The organism is Citrobacter sp. Cpo100 (assembly GCF_030332595.1).
Lineage (GTDB): Bacteria > Pseudomonadota > Gammaproteobacteria > Enterobacterales > Enterobacteriaceae > Citrobacter > Citrobacter portucalensis.
On record NZ_JAOWHM010000037.1, the window covers coordinates 320,198 to 337,541 of the forward strand.

Annotated in this window: 17 protein-coding genes and 1 pseudogene; 8 read left to right on the forward strand and 10 right to left on the reverse strand. The window is 48.5% G+C overall.

Annotated elements, in window-relative coordinates; translation table 11 throughout:
* The first annotated feature begins 24 nt into the window (after positions 1 to 24).
* Together OGX96_RS17125 and OGX96_RS17130 are read left to right on the forward strand one after the other, a co-directional pair.
* Positions 25 to 432: a cupin domain-containing protein gene (locus OGX96_RS17125; RefSeq protein WP_020996378.1), complete on the forward strand. Its 408-nt coding sequence runs from the start codon at positions 25 to 27 to the stop codon at positions 430 to 432.
* 43 nt (positions 433 to 475) lie between these two features.
* Complete coding sequence (locus OGX96_RS17130; protein WP_032943579.1) at positions 476 to 1,528, forward strand: NAD(P)-dependent alcohol dehydrogenase; 1,053 nt, start codon at positions 476 to 478, stop codon at positions 1,526 to 1,528.
* A 38-nt stretch (positions 1,529 to 1,566) separates the two neighbouring features.
* Here the strand turns inward: OGX96_RS17130 and OGX96_RS17135 are convergent, their stop codons facing one another.
* Complete coding sequence (locus OGX96_RS17135) at positions 1,567 to 2,598, reverse strand: mechanosensitive ion channel family protein (protein ID WP_286583691.1); 1,032 nt, start codon at positions 2,596 to 2,598, stop codon at positions 1,567 to 1,569.
* 244 nt (positions 2,599 to 2,842) lie between these two features.
* On the opposite strand from OGX96_RS17135, the gene OGX96_RS17140 reads away from it, so the two are divergent.
* On the forward strand, positions 2,843 to 3,103 hold the full coding sequence (locus tag OGX96_RS17140; RefSeq protein WP_003020403.1) for a DUF2534 family protein: 261 nt from the start codon (positions 2,843 to 2,845) through the stop codon (positions 3,101 to 3,103).
* A 48-nt stretch (positions 3,104 to 3,151) separates the two neighbouring features.
* On the opposite strand, the gene uspE is transcribed toward OGX96_RS17140, so the two are convergent.
* The 4 genes from uspE to ogt form a co-directional block, all read right to left on the reverse strand.
* Positions 3,152 to 4,102 carry a universal stress protein UspE gene (uspE, locus tag OGX96_RS17145; protein WP_003833229.1) on the reverse strand — a complete coding sequence of 317 codons (951 nt, stop codon included), beginning with the start codon at positions 4,100 to 4,102 and terminating at the stop codon, positions 3,152 to 3,154.
* A gap of 206 nt (positions 4,103 to 4,308) precedes the next feature.
* Complete coding sequence (locus OGX96_RS17150; protein ID WP_198802308.1) at positions 4,309 to 5,124, reverse strand: APH(3')-I family aminoglycoside O-phosphotransferase; 816 nt, start codon at positions 5,122 to 5,124, stop codon at positions 4,309 to 4,311.
* Between the two features lie 146 nt (positions 5,125 to 5,270).
* Positions 5,271 to 6,023, reverse strand: coding sequence for a fumarate/nitrate reduction transcriptional regulator Fnr (gene fnr / locus OGX96_RS17155; RefSeq protein WP_003020397.1), 753 nt, complete (start codon positions 6,021 to 6,023; stop codon positions 5,271 to 5,273).
* Positions 6,024 to 6,217: 194 nt separating this feature from the next.
* Positions 6,218 to 6,733 (reverse strand): methylated-DNA--[protein]-cysteine S-methyltransferase, encoded by a 516-nt coding sequence (gene ogt / locus OGX96_RS17160; RefSeq protein WP_008784895.1) that lies wholly within the window; start codon positions 6,731 to 6,733, stop codon positions 6,218 to 6,220.
* Positions 6,734 to 6,958: 225 nt separating this feature from the next.
* Here ogt and smrA point away from each other — a divergent pair, with 225 nt between their 5' ends.
* Positions 6,959 to 7,522 (forward strand): DNA endonuclease SmrA, encoded by a 564-nt coding sequence (gene smrA, locus OGX96_RS17165; protein WP_032943576.1) that lies wholly within the window; start codon positions 6,959 to 6,961, stop codon positions 7,520 to 7,522.
* A 12-nt stretch (positions 7,523 to 7,534) separates the two neighbouring features.
* Here the strand turns inward: smrA and OGX96_RS17170 are convergent, their stop codons facing one another.
* On the reverse strand, positions 7,535 to 8,767 hold the full coding sequence (locus OGX96_RS17170; protein ID WP_008784893.1) for a GGDEF domain-containing protein: 1,233 nt from the start codon (positions 8,765 to 8,767) through the stop codon (positions 7,535 to 7,537).
* A gap of 67 nt (positions 8,768 to 8,834) precedes the next feature.
* Positions 8,835 to 10,949, reverse strand: coding sequence for a putative bifunctional diguanylate cyclase/phosphodiesterase (locus OGX96_RS17175; RefSeq protein ID WP_198802467.1), 2,115 nt, complete (start codon positions 10,947 to 10,949; stop codon positions 8,835 to 8,837).
* 411 nt (positions 10,950 to 11,360) lie between these two features.
* Between OGX96_RS17175 and OGX96_RS17180 the strand changes: the two genes are divergently transcribed.
* From OGX96_RS17180 to dbpA, 4 genes are all read left to right on the forward strand, one after another.
* A complete protein-coding gene (locus OGX96_RS17180; protein ID WP_286583694.1) occupies positions 11,361 to 12,470 on the forward strand; it encodes a methyl-accepting chemotaxis protein in 1,110 nt (369 codons plus the stop codon).
* A 154-nt stretch (positions 12,471 to 12,624) separates the two neighbouring features.
* Positions 12,625 to 13,608, forward strand: a complete 984-nt coding sequence (gene zntB / locus OGX96_RS17185; protein WP_003833215.1) for a zinc transporter ZntB — start codon at positions 12,625 to 12,627, stop codon at positions 13,606 to 13,608.
* A 275-nt stretch (positions 13,609 to 13,883) separates the two neighbouring features.
* Complete coding sequence (gene ynaL / locus OGX96_RS17190; RefSeq protein WP_108912468.1) at positions 13,884 to 14,051, forward strand: proline-rich small protein YnaL; 168 nt, start codon at positions 13,884 to 13,886, stop codon at positions 14,049 to 14,051.
* A 28-nt stretch (positions 14,052 to 14,079) separates the two neighbouring features.
* Positions 14,080 to 15,453 carry an ATP-dependent RNA helicase DbpA gene (gene dbpA / locus OGX96_RS17195; protein WP_198802304.1) on the forward strand — a complete coding sequence of 458 codons (1,374 nt, stop codon included), beginning with the start codon at positions 14,080 to 14,082 and terminating at the stop codon, positions 15,451 to 15,453.
* A 78-nt stretch (positions 15,454 to 15,531) separates the two neighbouring features.
* Here dbpA and ttcA read toward each other — a convergent pair whose 3' ends face one another.
* The 3 genes and pseudogenes from ttcA to OGX96_RS17210 form a co-directional block, all read right to left on the reverse strand.
* On the reverse strand, positions 15,532 to 16,467 hold the full coding sequence (ttcA, locus tag OGX96_RS17200; protein ID WP_032943567.1) for a tRNA 2-thiocytidine(32) synthetase TtcA: 936 nt from the start codon (positions 16,465 to 16,467) through the stop codon (positions 15,532 to 15,534).
* A gap of 49 nt (positions 16,468 to 16,516) precedes the next feature.
* Positions 16,517 to 16,780: pseudogene (locus OGX96_RS17205) on the reverse strand (tyrosine-type recombinase/integrase); the annotation flags it as partial.
* A 321-nt stretch (positions 16,781 to 17,101) separates the two neighbouring features.
* Positions 17,102 to 17,344 carry a DinI family protein gene (locus tag OGX96_RS17210; RefSeq protein ID WP_167819980.1) on the reverse strand — a complete coding sequence of 81 codons (243 nt, stop codon included), beginning with the start codon at positions 17,342 to 17,344 and terminating at the stop codon, positions 17,102 to 17,104.

The window sequence follows — 17,344 nt, forward strand, 5'->3', positions numbered from 1 at the left end:
GACATTATCCATACTGGAGTCACTATGAACGAACAATTTGATGGTAACAGCGTCTTTCCACGTGGAGAGAAAAATGAAGCGTATGCGAAGTATTTCACTGGCGACAGCTATCTGACCATGCTCTCCATGGAAGGCGTGGTAATTGGCAATGTCGCATTTGAACCGGGTTGTCGTAACTTCTGGCATGTTCATCATGAGGGTGGACAAATATTGCTGGTGACCGGTGGCAGAGGCTGGTATCAGGAGTGGAATAAACCGGCACGTGAGCTGAAAACCGGCGATGTCGTGCACATTCCGGCAGGAATGAAACACTGGCACGGCGCCGCGCGTGATAGTTGGTTTGCCCATATCGCCGTGGAAATCCCGGCCCCTGGCGCGTCGAACGAATGGCTGGAACCGGTTAGCGACGCTGAGTACAACCTGCTGCCCTGAACTATGCTGGTTCTGGTAACACCTAATCCCTGAGGAGATCTCAATGGTCATGAATGTGAAGGGTTATGCTGCTCTGGCGGTGAAAGAAGATTTAGTCCCCCATAATTTTGTTCGTCGCGATCCGCGTGAAGATGATGTGGTTATCGATATTTTATACAGCGGTGTATGCCACTCGGATATTCACAACGCCTACAACGATTGGGGCGGTGCTAAATATCCGATGGTACCAGGGCATGAGATCATTGGCCGCGTGGTGCATGTTGGTAAGTCGGTAACAAAATTCAAAGTGGGCGATCTCGCAGGGGTCGGCTGCATGGTTGATTCGTGTCAACACTGTAGCGCCTGCGAACAGGGGCTAGAGCAGTATTGCGAAGAAGGTAACACGCTAACGTATAACGATATCGACCGTCATGACGGTCTGCCTACTTTCGGCGGCTATTCTGACAAAATTGTCGTTACCGAAAAGTTTGTGGTGAAGGTCCCTGAAGGGATCGATTTACGCGGTGCGGCGCCGCTGCTTTGCGCCGGGATCACAACATGGTCGCCTCTGCGCCACTGGCAGGTAGGCGAGGGCAGTAAAGTCGCGGTTGTCGGTCTGGGTGGACTCGGGCATATGGCAATCAAACTTGCAAATGCGCTGGGCGCGGAAGTTACGCTGTTTACGCGTTCACCGGGCAAAGAAGCTGATGCCAGACGTTTGGGTGCCAGTCACGTTGTGCTTTCCACTGACAGTGAACAGATGAAAGCGACAGCGAATCAGTTTGATCTGATTATCGATACTGTGCCCTACGTTCATGACCTGAACCCTTATATCCCAACCCTGGCGCTAAGCGGTACGCTGGTGCTGGTCGGTTATCTTGGTGCGTTGGATCCGTTTCTGAATACGGTTCCCCTGATCCTTGGGCGTAGGTCTGTGGCGGGTTCAGTTATCGGCGGCATTGCGGAAACGCAGGAGATGATGGATTTTTGCGGTCAGCATGGTATTACCGCCGATGTCGAAGTGATCGATATTCAGGATATTAATCGTGCCTGGCAGCGGATGTTGAAAAGCGATGTGAAATACCGCTTTGTAATTGATATTTCCTCATTGAAATAAGTACAAAAAAGACGCGGATTTCCGCGTCTTTTCTTTTGTTAGTGTGTCAATGGCGATGCTTCAGGATTATCCATATACAGCGTCTGGCTGGGGAATGCAAAGTCGGCGCCGTTTGCCTGGACTATCGTGATAATCTTTAAATAAACGTCTTGCTGTACCGCGAGCCATTCCTTCCAGACGGTGGTTTTCGTGAAGCAATACACCATGATATTCAACGATGAATCGGCAAATTCATTAAAATAGACCAACAGAGTTTGTTTCTGGTCTATTCCAGGATGGTTTTGCAGCATTTCTCTGACCGACTCGACAACGGCACCGACTTTATCGGCATCCTCATATCGTAACCCGATCACCGTTTTAATTCGCCGGTTGGTCATGCGCCCTGGGTTTTCTACGCTGATGGAGGAGAAAATCGAGTTTGGCACATACAACGGACGATGGTCGAAGGTGTTTATTTTAGTCATTCGCCAGCCAATTTCTGCTACCGTGCCTTCAATATTGCGGTCCGGGGAGCGGATCCAATCGCCTATGCTAAACGGTCTGTCGAAATAGAGCATAATGCCTGAGAAAAAGTTGCTCAGAATATCTTTCCCCGCCATACCCACTGCGATACCGCCAATACCGCCAAAGGTTAACAGGCCGGATAAGCTCATACCGAAGTGTTCGCCATACAGTAAAATGATGGCAACCACGATGGTAATCTTGATGATACGCGACAGGATCCTCGCGCTGGTGATATCTCTGCCTTTATTAATCTGCGCCTTTTCAAACTGATTAATCACCAGAAAAAGTTTGATGGTCAGGATCAACGCAATCAACGAGGTGCAGATAAAGTCGACCACGCTGGGGGAGATAAATTTCAGGCTGTAACTTTCGATAACGTTATTAGCAATGCTGCCAAACGTCCCAATGATAATGGCATAGACAAAAAATTGTGCGGCATGAAATATGAATCCTTTGCAGCGACGCTCTCCACGATGATACCAGACGCTCATCAGGACCAGCGCGGCACAGCAGCTAAGAATTACCGTCAAATTAAACGCATTATTCATAAACAGTTCAGCGATCATGATTCTTCCTGGCAACTCCGTGTTAGCTAAATATCATCTGACATCCTAATCCCCAGATATTTTACTCAGTTAAGGCGGTCAGATCATTAATCAAAAGGAGAGATAAATAATGCAATCAGCGCTATTTTCAGCGAAATAACGCTGACGTCAACCCTGTATGCGGTTTATGTAGCAGACAGTCAGTTGATGTCATGGTATTGTTAGCGCAAAGTAACAAGGTTTTCATCTGCAAAAGGACAATACTATGATCATGGCTAAGCTGAAAACAGCGAAGGGACGGAAGTTTCTGTTGTGCCTGCTTGGAGTGTTTATTATCGCAGCGTCGGTCGTGACGCGAGCGACGATCGGTGGCGTTATTGAACAGTATGACATTCCGCTATCCGACTGGACCGCTTCAATGTACGCCATTCAATCTGCAATGATTTGTGTCTACAGCATGGTGTTTACGATTCTGTTGGCTATCCCGCTTGGTATCTATTTCCTCGGCGGTGAGGAGCAACACTAGGCGTTTAAAATGCCGGATGATATCGCCATCCGGCATTTCATTGTGTGGTTAATCGTCTTCTTCGTCGTCCAGTTCAACTGGCGTCTGATATTCATCCGGCTTGATGACCAGCAGGTCACAGCGTAGATGATCGATAACCTGTTCCGCGGTGTTACCAAGAAATGCAGCAGAAATACCGGTACGTCCGACGGTCCCCAATACCACAATACCCGCCTGCAAGTGCTCGGCTAAATCAGGAATGACCTCTTCAGGTAAGCCTTTTTCAACGTGCGTCACTTTCTCATCAATACTGAATTTTTGGCGTAGCGCCTTCATGGCCAGCAAATGCTGTCCACGGATTGCGTCGTTATAAACGCTGGGATCAAATTCAGGCAGTTCAATCGCGATGTTGATTGGTGTGACAGGGTAGGCGCCAACCAGATGCACTTCGGTATGGTTAACCTGTTCTGCAAGCTGTAGCGTCTCTTTAACCAGTTTTTCATTGAGCGCGTTGTGATAAGCCTCTTCACTGGCGAGGTTTACGGCAACCAGTGCTTTACCCCCTTCAGGCCATGGCTGGTCTTTCACCATCCATACCGGACTTGGACATTTACGCAATAAATGCCAGTCGGTTGGCGTAAATATTACGGCTTCGAGGCGGTCGTGTTGGTGCGCCATCTTGAGGACCAGGTCATGCCTGGCGCTGATGACTTCCTGGATGATGGCTTCAAAGGGTCGGTTATGCCAGACCACTTTAATCTCCAGAGGGATCCCTGCTTCGATATAGTATTTCGCTTGTTCACGTATCCATGCAGTTCGCTGGCTGATGACCCCCTGACGCATTGCCGTACGCTCATCGGGCGACAGCAGGGTAGTCATTTCATAGGAAAAGTCATAGATCGGCAAAAAGGCTTTAATTTTGCCACCAATCCGTTGATGCAAATAAACAGCTCGCCGTAATGCTGGTTGATCGTCCTGGTTAGGGTCGATGACGACCAGCATATTTTTATACATAGCCATACAGGGTCTCCTTACAACTGTCATCGCAGTTTGTAACTAAAAGAGTAACCCAATAATGTGGTTTGAAACAGGGGAGAACCTCTAGCCAGATCAATAAATTGGGGAAATCTCCAGCTTTTATCTACATCCCGCTCAATTTAAACAATTTTTCTCAGCCTGTAGTGCACCGACTCTTCCGCTCGCTTTGGCAGTAATGCGCTGTAAATTTAAAAAAACTCATCAAGCATCAAGTGAAACTGCAATTTTTTCTCGTCGGGTTGAGGAATGCCATATTGTTGAAAAAGCCTGTTTTGCAGTGAATGTGAAAATTCACCGAGGCAGTTCCAGAGAATAGCGAGATCCTGGTATTGATCGGCGATGCCAACTCGTCCCACATCAAGACACCCCACTATTTCATCATTACAAAAAATAATGTTATCCAGTGAAAAGTCACCGTGAGTAACAACAGGAACAGATGAGAAGGGCAAAAGGGTGTGCATCTTTTCCCAGACCTGTTCAATAGACCAGCCATTGCGTTCATCATCAAAATCTTCGGCATCAACAAGATTATTTTTCATCCGGTTTTGTGCCAGTGTGAGACGAAATTGGTGATTGCTGTTAAAGGGGCAGCTATTTACTGGAATGGCATGTAACCGACGCAAAAATGTCGCCAAAGCATCAACAATATCATCACTCATATCAGGGTGATCTTCTAACATCTGGAAGGCAGTTTTCCCTGGTATTGCCGTGGTGAGTAGCAATGCTACGTCAGGCGTTCGGGAAAAATGCTTAACGTTTGGCAGCGGGATGTAATCTTTCAACCAGATGAGCCTGACCATTTCATCCGTAATATCATTGGCAACGCTACCGTTACCTTGCTTCAGATATAATTCAGGGGCATCCACTTTTTCGTAAAGTCGGTAGATGGCAGCACCAGATTGACCGACATGGTCGCGTGCCCATTTATAGCCATCAAGCTCATGGTCCAGGCTTGAGTTTAATTGCAAACGCGCGCAGGTGCTTTCCCTGTGAATATGATTCATAACATTCCTTTGTCTGAGTATGGATAAACGGCGGGTGCACACATTACAAGTTGATTATTAAAACAGGGAATAACCTCCTGCCAGATCAATAAATCGGGAAAATTTAGCGATTTGACAGAAGGATAACAGAGAGGCTTGCGGAAAGATTACGCAACGTTACGCGTGTGGCCGGCAAGAACTGCCAGCGCGTCGCTGTTCTCAATAGTGATATATTTGCCTTTCACCGCTAGCATGCCGCTTTTCTGGAAACGACCCAGCAGGCGGCTGATGGTTTCAACCGTCAGACCGAGGTAGTTACCGATGTCGCCACGAGTCATGGTCAGGCGGAATTCACGAGGCGAGAATCCACGCTGGGCGAAGCGACGAGACAGATTGTAGATAAATGCCGCTAGGCGCTCTTCAGCGTTTTTCTTCGACAGCAACAGGATCATATCCTGATCACCTTTGATTTCGCCACTCATCAGACGCATCATCTGCTGACGCAGGTTCGGCATCTTACCGGATAGGTCATCAAGGGTTTCGAAAGGAATTTCGCATACCATTGAGGTTTCCAACGCCTGAGCAAAGCTCGGGTGATGGCCGCTGCCAATGGCGTCAAAACCTACCAGGTCACCTGCCAGATGGAAACCGGTAATTTGCTCATCGCCTTGTTCGGTAATGGTATAGCTTTTTATCGTTCCGGAGCGGATAGCGTAGAGTGATTTAAGCTCATCACCTGCTTTAAAGAGCGTCTGCCCTTTTTGGATAGGCTTTTTGCGCTCGATGATGTTATCGAGCTGGTCAAGCTCATGCTCGTTAAGTGTGAACGGGATGCAAAGCTGGCTGATGCTGCAATCCTGGCAATGGATAGCACAACCGCCAGACTGAATGCGCCGTATAATTCGCTTTTCCGGGATCATAGGTCTGCTCAAGCCGTAATTGATATTTGTCAATTTTAACATCTTTTTGGTGAGCACGTAAGCCTGAGCTACTCCCAATAGAGAATAATTCAGGCATAACTGGAGCGAATGTTTGTATCTGCTTGATTAACCACACTTAATTTGGGGTCGCATTATGCGGAAGTGTGATGAATAAGGCATTAATTGCCTGGAATCTAGAGTAGCAAATAACCTTCGTGGCGCAATAACCACTCTTTTCGTTGTACACCGCCGGCATATCCGGTCATGGTGCCGTTACGTCCAATGACGCGATGACAGGGAACCACAATGCTTACTGGATTGGAGCCATTAGCAGCGCCGACGGCTCTTGCAGCGCCGGGGCGCCCCAACTGTTCGGCCAACTGACCATAATGCATGACCTGCCCGCAGGGGATAGTGCGTAATGCTTGCCAGACTTCACGCTGGAAAGGCGTCCCAGCGGTTGCCGTTTCCAGCGTGTCAATTATGCTGAGGTTTCCGGCAAAATACTCAGAGAGTTTATCGCTTAATCCACCAGGATTTTTGGCGGTAATGCGCTGATAACCTTCTGTACGGTAATGAATATCAAGCAATTGTTCCATGCGATCGCTGTGCTGATCCCATTCCACTGCGCGCAGGCGAAATTGCTCATCACAAATAACCCACAGCGGGCCCAGCGGCGTGTCGATGGTGTCTTCCAGTAAGTTAAGCATCCGTTTCTCTCATTACAGCATTCAAGCGAGACTACACATTATCACGCCAGTGACCGTCGCAGCTATACCCCTAAAAACGGATATCAACTTGTCGTGAGTAGATCGGTTCAGCGCGGAGGATCCGGTTAATTATTGGAAATAACCGTAAACCGTTACCGGTATAGTTGTCGGTATAATAGTGCGCGGTTATGATAATGCCCGTCGCAATACGCTGGAGGATGAAACATGAACCTTGATGATGCATCGCTGTTTCTTGACGCTATGGGGGATGTTCAACCGCTGAAAAACCATGCCGATGTGCACTGGCAGCCCATGCGCAATCTTCGCACTCCGGCGCGTATCGATACGCTACAACTGGATAATTTTCTCTCGACGGGATTTCTCGATATTGTCCCGTTGAATGTGCCGCTCGAGTTTCGTCGCGAAGGTTTACAGAACGGCGTGACCGACAAGCTGCGAAACGGAAAATACCCGCAGCAGGCGAGCCTTAATCTTATTCGCCAACCTGTTGAAACATGTCGCCAGATGCTCTTTAGCTTTATTCTGCAGGCGCAGCAGGAAGGGTTGCGTAACGTGCTGGTGATACACGGCAAGGGACGTGACGATAACTCCCATGCCAATATTGTTCGCAGCTACGTGGCGCGCTGGTTGACGGAATTTGACGACGTGCAAGCATACTGCGCCGCACTGCCGCATCACGGCGGCAGCGGGGCATGTTATGTGGCATTGCGTAAAACCGCACAGGCAAAACAGGACAACTGGGAGCGTCACGCTAAACGTAGTCGCTGAACGACGTAAACATCAGGCGGCCAGCACTCTGTTCCTGCCTTCGTTCTTGGCTTTGTACAACGCGTCGTCAACGCGTTTGAATAACTCATCGATGCTTTCATTTGTTTCGTGCCGAGCTACGCCAATGCTGACGGTAAAGCGGGGAAGGCCCGGGAGAGTCACTTTGGCCACCGTCGCCCGTATCACTTCTGCGAGATTGAGGGCAATATCTAACGAGGTTCGCGGCAGCAGCAGCACAAATTCTTCACCTCCCCAGCGAAAAATCAGATCATCCTTTCTTGCACAGGATTCAAGTGTGCGTGCCAGAGCGCAAAGTACCTCATCACCTTTTAAATGACCAAAAAGATCGTTAATGCTTTTAAAGCGATCGGTGTCGATCAACAGCAGGCTGTAATCCTGTGTCAATGACATCGCGTGGGTCTGTTCCGGCTCGGTTACCTGATAAAAATGTCGGCGGTTAAGCAATCCCGTTAAGGCGTCACGCAGGGCCGCACGCTCAAGCTCCTGTTCCAGCCGTTTTTGCTCGGTAATATCATGAATAATGCACAGCATGAGCTTATTACCGTAGATTTCGATTGGCCCGGCGTAGGTTTGTACGTGACGGGATGTGCCGTCTGCCAGTTTATGCACAAAATGCAAAGGTTTATGGCCACCGGGAAGATGGGCGATTTCATGCATCACCGGGAGTATATGACGGCCCAGCGTATTGATTTCCCATGTATGTTTCTGGCACATCGTATCATGGCTATAGCCATAAAAATTTAGCGCACTGAGATTTGCATCAACGATAAGCCCATCACGGGACGGATCGATAAGCAACATTGGGGCCGAGTTAGTCTGGAAAAAACGCGCGTAAAATCCCTGTTTTTTTCGCTGATAATTCGCTGAACGGCTCGCTTTCAGACCTTGTGAAGTCGGTGTTTCAATGCCTTCGAAAAGAATAACGTCACCTGATTCCGGCAGAGAGCGGATGGACAGGCGGCTGGCCATTGCGACGTCTTCACCTTCGCGGCAAACCGTAAGGATTTCTACAATGTCGTGATGATTTCTCAAATCGCTGAGATACATGGTTAAATCATTCTGGGCATGAGTTGAAAATATGCCCTTGCGGAGTAGAGAAAAGCAGGGGGCCTGCATCAGTTCCCGTGCAACGGTATTAGCGAACACCAGTTCTTCGGTATGCGGCGAAACAATCCACACCGGCAGGGTTAATAAATCCAGTGAATGCAGCTCGGTTGTGCTCATCGATAATCCCGTTATCTTTATCTGCTGTGTTGCCCGTTTAATGGCATCTGTTTTTTATATTACAGTCTCATAATGTTATTGATTGTTGAGGAGACAAAGACTGTACGATTCGCTGCTGCTTAATGTTACTTTCCGTTGGAATCAATTCATGGATCTGATGCGCAGGCAACGGTTTTGCAAACAAGAAACCTTGCAGCACGCCACATCCCATCTGGGTCAGGAGTATTTCCTGCTCCTGGGTCTCTATTCCTTCAGCCACTACTTGCATATTCATGGAGTGGGCTATGTCAATAATAGTAGACACAATCTTTGTATTTTTGCTGTTCTCGCTGATATCTTTAACAAATACTCTGTCAATTTTTAATTCCCGTGCCGGAAGAGACTTCAACATCAATATATTTGAATAACCGGTACCGAAATCATCAATAGAAGCGGTGATCCCTAAAGCTGAAAATGCATTTAAGACTTCAGCGCTACGTTTTAAATTTTTAAGTGCTGTACTTTCAGTCAATTCCAGCGTGAGATATGCAGGTGATAGTTGATATTGTGCAAGGGCGCTGCAAACCACATCAACGATGTCATGTTGTTCAAACTGGGAAGGGGAAAGATTAACGGCGAGGGTCCATTCCGCATGGCCCTGTAACTTCCATTGATGTAACTGCTGGCATGCCTGCTGAATAACCCATTTCCCGACCGGAATGATAAGGCCTGTCTCTTCCAGCGCAGGCAGAAACTCAGCAGGTAACAGCATGCCGCGTTCCGGGTGATGCCAGCGTAATAATGCTTCAAAACCGGTCAGGGAATGATCTCCGGCGGTGTATTTGGGTTGGTACCAAAGCTCAAATTGATCGTGTTCCAGTGCTTGTGACAGTTCCTGTAAAAATGTCGGCGGTGTATCGGCGATAGCTTCCATTTCCGGGCTATAAATAGCCCAACCGTTTCTGCCGGCCTGTTTGACATGATACATCGCCATATCAGCCTTTACTTTTAACTCATGCAACGTGGAACCATGTTCAGGATAAATACTGCTTCCCGCACTTAACGAAACCCGAATGGTGTACCCAAAAAGCGTGAAAGGATCGCCAATCGCAGCCGCAATCCGGGTCAGCAGAGCGGTGATATCCTCTTTATTACAGTCAGGAACCAGAAGAATAAACTCATCTCCCCCCAGCCTCGCCAGCGTCATGGTGTCATCAAGGCAGCTGTAGATTCGCTGCGTACTGGCGATCAGCAACTGATCGCCGATGTGATGTCCCCAGGTATCGTTAACGACTTTGAAGCGATCGAGATCGATGAATACCAGAGCAAATTGATGCTGATGCAGTTTGGAATGCTGCAGACAGGCCTGTAAGCAGGCATCTATCTGTGTGCGATTGGCAAGTCCAGTAAGTGCGTCGAAGTGGACCTGATGCTCAAGCTGGCAGTTAAGTTGATGTAAGTTGTCTGCCAGTCGGGAGGTACGCAGTTGCGAATCCACCATCGACACCACCAGCATGATACCCAAAATAACCAGCGTGACGGCGCAGACCCAGACAGAGAGTTCCAGTGTGCTGAGTCCATTGTGTACCGTGTGTCCAAAATGGGTGAATGTTGCCGCTCCCATCCCGGTGTAATGCATAGAGGCAATCGCCAGCGCCATAATAAGGGCGGCGGCAAGCCGATTGATCAGGGCTCGACGGGTATTTTGGCGTAAATGAAACGCCAACCACAAACCCACACCAGATGCAACGATGGCAATCATCACTGAGAGCAGTATCAGCGAATGACTCCATAGGATGGCAACGTGCTCAATGATGGCATACATGCCAACGTAGTGCATGGTGACGACACCGGCGCTTAATATTCCTGTGGCTACGACTAATCGTTTTGTTGAAAGCGTATTACCGGAAATGGCGATATTAATGGCGAGAGTTGCAGAAATGAGCGCAATAAAGAAAGAAAATGCCGTGAGCGAAAAATGGTAATTGATCGGCATACTCATTTTCATGGCCAGCATACCGATAAAATGCATTGACCAAATACCCATCCCTAGCGTAGCCCCGCCAGACAGGCGCCAGAAGGTTGATTCACGTCGATTGGAGATTGCCACCTTGCCCGCACTATCGAGAGCAATAAAAGAGGCAATAAACGCGACAACAAAGGAAATCCCAATCAATACAGGGTCCCACGACACGTTCAACATCATACTACCTATCGAAAAAAAGCCGTGGTAATAAATCTAGCAGGTTTTGTCCAGTTAACATGATAAAACCGGGAATGTTCTTATGTTTTTACACTGGTATTAGAGGAAACAGGAAGATAGTGAAAATAACGAGCCATTACTTATATAAACATTCACCAAATTTATAGTTCTGTGTGTTTTATGCTCTCCATGTGCTTGTCATCACAATAACCTGATGACTGGCACCATCACAGCCATTTGATGGAATAAAACACTGAACTAACGGGAATAAAAGGTGTAATTTCTTGCCTTAAGTAAAAGGATTGCAGGCTCTCATTGAAAGTTCAGCTTTCGTCGCAGAGCAATGGCATTCTGCATTGCAGGTGCTATAAAAAATAATATCTACATAATTTCTTAGTGCACAGGACTAAAATGTTAAATGATATTAGCGTCAGAACCTTTATTATTTTATTTCTGCTCATTTCGGCGGTTGCTCTCAATATTGTTGAGATGATTTTCTCGGCCACGTCGGAAATTATAATTGGTACGAATGTGATAAGCGTTATTTCTATATTATGCTTATGGTGGTATATGACGAAATACCTGGTCATGCCGATCAATACGGTAAAAAGGAGCATTGAGGAAGTGACGTCTGGGAATCTGGCGATCAGTACCCCTGAGTTTGGTAATAATTGTGCGGGTAGACTAATACCGGGCATCAATAGTTTATCGAGTAATATTTCAACACTCGTTAATGAGATCAGAACATCTTCACAAACGGCGATGGCGCTCTCTGAACAGCTTGCGGAACGCAGCGCCGAGCTTTCAGTGAAAACGGAACAACAATCTGGAGCATTGATGCAGACGGCTGCTAATATGGATGAAATAGCCGTTAATACGCGAAATAATGCTGACAACACGCAGATCGCCAGCGTCCAGGCAACAGTTGCCACGCAATGTGCCATTCAGGGTGGCGAATTAATGGTGCAGGTTGCGACAAATATGCGTTCAATCACCGAATGTGCACAGCAGATGACGGAAATTATTACGCTAATTGATGGTATCGCATTCCAGACAAATATTCTGGCATTGAATGCTGCCGTGGAAGCGGCGAGGGCCGGTGAACATGGCAAAGGTTTTTCCGTGGTGGCCGGTGAGGTCAGAATGCTTGCACACCGTAGTGCGGATGCTGCTAAGAATATTAAGCAGCTGATTGCGCAAACCCATCAAAATGTTCAGCAAGGTGCAGCTATTGTGCGTGAAGCAGAAAAAAATATGCATGATATTGTCGGTGGGGCCGGTCAATTAAACCAACTGATGGGCGAGATATTAACCACTACACAGGAACAGGAGAAAGGAATTATCAGAATTACTCATGCACTGGCCGAACTGGAGAATGTAACCCAAAGTAATGCCATTATGGTTGATGAGCTTTCTGATTCCTCGGGTATCCTGAAAAACCAGGTGATTGATCTCCAGTCGCGGACACATAAATTTCGCTTAAGTAACACTCTTGAGTCAGCGAGATGGCAGCGGGCTTAACCGGGTATCTCGAAGCAAGCGTCGTATTCGTCAGAGCTTTTCCTGTTATCAGAGACTTTTATGAATCATTTCAGCACAATGGGACAATGAGATATTGCTTAACATATTCTGACAGCTAGACTAACGAAAAAGGCTGAATGTTTGTGGAGGCGCTGTGGAAGCCATTAAGGGAACGGATGTTAATGTGCCGGATGCCGTGTTTGCCTGGCTGCTGGATGGTCGAGGTGGAGTAAAACCGCTGAGCGATAATGATGTAATTGATAGTCAGCATCCCTGCTGGCTACACCTTAATTACACACATCCTGAAAGTGCCCAATGGTTGGCGACAACACCTCTTCTTCCCAACAATGTGCGTGATGCGCTGGCAGGCGAAAGTACACGCCCACGCGTCAGTAGAGTTGGGGAAGGTACCTTGATCACGTTGCGCTGCATTAACGGCAGCACCGACGAGCGTCCTGACCAACTTGTGGCGATGCGTTTATATATGGATGAACGTCTGATTGTCTCAACCCGTCAGCGCAAAGTGCTGGCGCTGGATGATGTGGTCAGCGATCTCCAGGAAGGGACGGGACCGGCTGATTGTGGCAGTTGGCTGGTGGATGTTTGTGATGCGCTAACCGACCATGCCAGCGAATTTATCGAACAGCTGCACGACAAGATTATCGATCTGGAAGATAACCTGCTCGATCAGCAGATCCCACCGCGTGGTTTTTTGGCTTTACTGCGTAAGCAGCTAATTGTGATGCGCCGTTATATGGCTCCACAGCGTGATGTCTATGCCCGTCTGGCGAGTGAACGTTTACCCTGGATGACCGACGACCATCGGAGACGGATGCAGGATATCGCTGACAGGCTGGGGAGAGGGCTGGATGAAATAGACGCCTGTATTGCCCGGACCGGTATTATGGCGGATGAAATTGCGCAGGTGATGCAGGAGTCTCTGGCTCGCCGAACGTATACAATGTCATTGATGGCAATGGTTTTTCTTCCCAGCACATTTTTAACCGGGCTTTTCGGCGTTAACCTCGGCGGTATCCCCGGCGGTGGTTGGCAGTTTGGTTTCTCACTTTTTTGTATTCTGTTAGTGGTCCTGATTGGTGGTGTTACTTTATGGTTGCACCGTAGTAAATGGTTGTAACAACAACGTTTTTTAGTGGCTTTTGCGCATGAAAACGTCCTGATTTTTGAGCGAAGTCAATAAACCATCTACCTATTCGGGGCAATATCTCTCTCGCAGGTGAATGCAACGTCAAGCGATGGGCGTTGCGCTCCATATTGTCTTACTTCCTTTTTTGAATTACTGCATAGCACAATTGATTCGTACGACGCCGACTTAGATTAGTCGGCTTTTTTTTGCCTGCAGGAAATCAGCGTCTACCCTAAAAGAGTCAACCTGAATGACTGGAGGGGTATATGACCTGTCTGATTGCAACGTCGAACACTGATTCGCTACCGACCGATCCGGTTCCCATTCCCGATCCCATACCTCGTCCGCAGCCCATGCCGGATCCGCCGCCAGATGAAGAACCGATTAAATTGTCGCATCACGGGCACATATCTGCGAGGATACGCGCCTGCTGAATGTGAGTTTTTACCGTGAGATTAAATTGTGACCGCTTTTTCAACCCTGAATGTTTTACCTGCTGCTCAACTCGAGAATCTTAACGAGCTGGGCTATCTTGAAATGACGCCTGTTCAGGCTGCTGCGTTACCGGCAATCCTGGCGGGTAAAGATGTTCGCGTGCAGGCTAAAACCGGCAGTGGCAAAACGGCTGCTTTTGGTCTTGGGCTATTACAGCATATTGATGCCGCGCTGTTTCAGACGCAGTCTCTGGTACTGTGCCCAACGCGCGAGCTTGCCGACCAGGTGGCGGGTGAACTGCGTCGTTTAGCGCGCTTCCTGCCAAACACCAAGATCTTAACGCTGTGCGGTGGGCAACCTTTTGGCGCACAGCGTGACTCCCTGCAACATGCACCACATATTATTGTTGCCACACCGGGTCGTTTACTTGACCACCTGCAAAAAGGCACCGTTTCTCTGGATGCCCTGAATACGCTGGTTATGGATGAAGCCGACCGCATGCTGGATATGGGCTTTAGCGATGCGATTGATGATGTCATTCGCTTTGCGCCTGCGTCACGTCAGACTTTGCTGTTTTCCGCAACCTGGCCGGAAGCCATTGCTGCTATCAGTGGCCGGGTACAGCAAAATCCATTAACGATTGAAATTGATACGGTCGATGCGTTACCGGCGATTGAACAGCAGTTTTTCGAAACCTCCAGCCACGGAAAAATTCCGCTGCTGCAAAAGCTACTCAGCCAGCATCAACCCGCATCGTGCGTGGTTTTTTGTAACACCAAAAAAGATTGTCAGGCCGTTTGCGATGCACTGAATGCGGCAGGGCAAAGCGCACTGTCATTACATGGCGACCTGGAACAGCGCGATCGCGATCAGACGCTGGTTCGTTTTGCCAACGGTAGCGCGCGCGTCCTGGTCGCAACCGATGTGGCCGCACGTGGCCTGGATATCAAATCACTTGAGCTGGTAGTTAACTTCGAACTGGCGTGGGATCCGGAAGTCCACGTCCATCGTATCGGACGTACCGCGCGTGCCGGCAACAGCGGTCTGGCGATTAGCTTCTGTGCGCCGGAAGAAGCGCAGCGTGCCAACATTCTTTCTGAAATGCTGCAACTGAAGCTGAACTGGCTAACTGCGCCAGCTAACGCCTCAATCCTGCCGCTGGAAGCAGAGATGGCGACGTTATGCATTGATGGTGGTAAAAAAGCGAAAATGCGTCCTGGTGATGTTCTGGGGGCTCTGACCGGTGATATTGGTCTGGATGGCGCTGATATCGGCAAAATTGCCGTTCATCCGGCACACGTCTATGTCGCCGTTCGCCAGAACATAGCGCACAAGGCGTGGAAACAATTGCAAAACGGTAAGATCAAAGGCAAGACTTGCCGGGTCCGGTTATTGAAATAACTACCCGTTGGGGCGCCTGATGGCGCTCCGCTTATCAGGCCTACAGGCGCTTATGCACGTTGTAGGCCTGACAGACGCTTACTTCACTTCCACCACGTTCAGGCGTAACTCATCCAGTTGAGCATCATCTTCTTCTGGCTGCCAGCCCGCAGGTTGCAGCGGGATCTCTTCACGATCGAACGCTAAATCCCCGCCGTCCACAACCTCTGAACCGTGCTTAATGCCTTTAAAATCGAACAGATTGATATCGCTCAGATGTGAAGGTACAACGTTTTGCATCGCACTGAACATGGTTTCAATGCGGCCTGGATAGCGTTTGTCCCAGTCACGCAGCATGTCGGCAATGACCTGACGCTGCAGGTTAGGCTGTGAGCCGCACAGATTGCACGGAATAATCGGGAAACCTTTCGCCTCGGAGAAACGCTCGATATCTTTCTCACGGCAGTAAGCCAGCGGGCGGATCACGATGTGCTTACCGTCATCACTCATCAGCTTAGGCGGCATGCCTTTCATTTTCCCGCCGTAGAACATGTTTAAAAACAGCGTTTGCAGGATGTCGTCGCGATGGTGGCCGAGCGCAATCTTGGTGGCTCCTAATTCGGTTGCTGTACGGTACAGAATGCCGCGACGCAGGCGAGAGCAGAGCGAGCAGGTCGTTTTGCCTTCTGGGATTTTGTCTTTGACGATCCCGTAGGTGTTTTCTTCGACAATCTTGTACTCAACGCCCAGCTGTTCCAGATACTCTGGCAGAATGTGCTCCGGGAAACCGGGTTGTTTTTGATCGAGGTTAACCGCAACTAAGGAAAAACTGATCGGGGCGCTTTGCTGCAAATTACGCAGGATCTCCAGCATGGTATAGCTGTCTTTCCCGCCGGAAAGGCACACCATAATGCGATCGCCGTCTTCGATCATATTGAAATCGGCAATGGCTTCGCCCACGTTACGACGCAGACGTTTTTGCAGTTTGTTCAGGTTGTATTGTTCTTTCTTTGTAACTTGTTGATTATCTTGCATTCTTACCGTTCTCAAAAACCAAAAGGGGCATATAATGGGCAAACTTCAATCACAGGGCTAGTTGGCTATTCAACATTGCAACCCGATCGTCATTCATTTCTTCAATCCATGTACTGTAGACGTCGTACACTATTTGCGCGTTTTCATGCCCCATCTGATTAGCTATAAATGATGGGTTCGCTCCAGCCGATTACAGCCAGCAGGCAAAAGTATGCCGCGTATGGTACGGATTACGGCGACGAATACCAGCACGTTTTACAGCTGAGTTCTATCTGGCACCTATGCTACTCATAGAGTAGTAAGATTTTTGCTCTTCGTGACCAGACCAGAATAAACAGCGAACAGCATGATTGGATAAAGGTACATAGCCCCGGACAGGAAGCAATTAATCAGTTGAAAGCAGATATTGAAGCGCTGAAGAAAATTGTGGAGCAACTTACCGACAGATAATTCAGTTCTGAACTATCAACGAGCAATGTCAGGGAGCGAAAAACGCAGGGTGTGGCAAACTGCCGCAACCATGCCGTATGCAAGAGCATGGCTGCGGCCGACCGGCAAACGTCCGATAGTGCGAGTATTGAATGATTGCCAGTCACAGCGGATGGTACTTAAGCAATATGACGATTCAAGGTGCTTAATCTGAAACCAGCCACATATCAGCCTCTTCAAACATTTCTTGAACCGTTCGGCTTATCTGTTCTTTTTCATGCTTGCTGGCGTCAGTGTTGATCGCCGGAAGTGTCATCATCGGTTTAACCCGAACTTCAGAATCGGGGAAGATCCGATGAACCCTCTTGGTCAATTCGCCGAGAATAATATCTTTTGCGCCGGGCAGACCATCAAAATTCCTTTTGTCATAAACGAGTTCCACGAACAT

Excerpts from the sequence above, each read along its gene's own strand:
- OGX96_RS17175 (WP_198802467.1), bottom strand. The coding sequence starts at position 10,949 with ATGTTGAACGTGTCGTGGGACCCTGTATTGATTGGGATTTCCTTTGTT.
- ynaL (WP_108912468.1), top strand. The coding sequence starts at position 13,884 with ATGACCTGTCTGATTGCAACGTCGAACACTGATTCGCTACCGACCGAT.
- OGX96_RS17140 (WP_003020403.1), top strand. The coding sequence starts at position 2,843 with ATGATCATGGCTAAGCTGAAAACAGCGAAGGGACGGAAGTTTCTGTTG.
- OGX96_RS17150 (WP_198802308.1), bottom strand. The coding sequence starts at position 5,124 with ATGAATCATATTCACAGGGAAAGCACCTGCGCGCGTTTGCAATTAAAC.
- uspE (WP_003833229.1), bottom strand. The coding sequence starts at position 4,102 with ATGGCTATGTATAAAAATATGCTGGTCGTCATCGACCCTAACCAGGAC.
- ttcA (WP_032943567.1), bottom strand. The coding sequence starts at position 16,467 with ATGCAAGATAATCAACAAGTTACAAAGAAAGAACAATACAACCTGAAC.
- OGX96_RS17170 (WP_008784893.1), bottom strand. The coding sequence starts at position 8,767 with ATGAGCACAACCGAGCTGCATTCACTGGATTTATTAACCCTGCCGGTG.
- ogt (WP_008784895.1), bottom strand. The coding sequence starts at position 6,733 with ATGCTTAACTTACTGGAAGACACCATCGACACGCCGCTGGGCCCGCTG.
- smrA (WP_032943576.1), top strand. The coding sequence starts at position 6,959 with ATGAACCTTGATGATGCATCGCTGTTTCTTGACGCTATGGGGGATGTT.
- OGX96_RS17130 (WP_032943579.1), top strand. The coding sequence starts at position 476 with ATGGTCATGAATGTGAAGGGTTATGCTGCTCTGGCGGTGAAAGAAGAT.
- fnr (WP_003020397.1), bottom strand. The coding sequence starts at position 6,023 with ATGATCCCGGAAAAGCGAATTATACGGCGCATTCAGTCTGGCGGTTGT.
- OGX96_RS17125 (WP_020996378.1), top strand. The coding sequence starts at position 25 with ATGAACGAACAATTTGATGGTAACAGCGTCTTTCCACGTGGAGAGAAA.
- OGX96_RS17180 (WP_286583694.1), top strand. The coding sequence starts at position 11,361 with ATGTTAAATGATATTAGCGTCAGAACCTTTATTATTTTATTTCTGCTC.
- OGX96_RS17135 (WP_286583691.1), bottom strand. The coding sequence starts at position 2,598 with ATGATCGCTGAACTGTTTATGAATAATGCGTTTAATTTGACGGTAATT.
- OGX96_RS17210 (WP_167819980.1), bottom strand. The coding sequence starts at position 17,344 with ATGTTCGTGGAACTCGTTTATGACAAAAGGAATTTTGATGGTCTGCCC.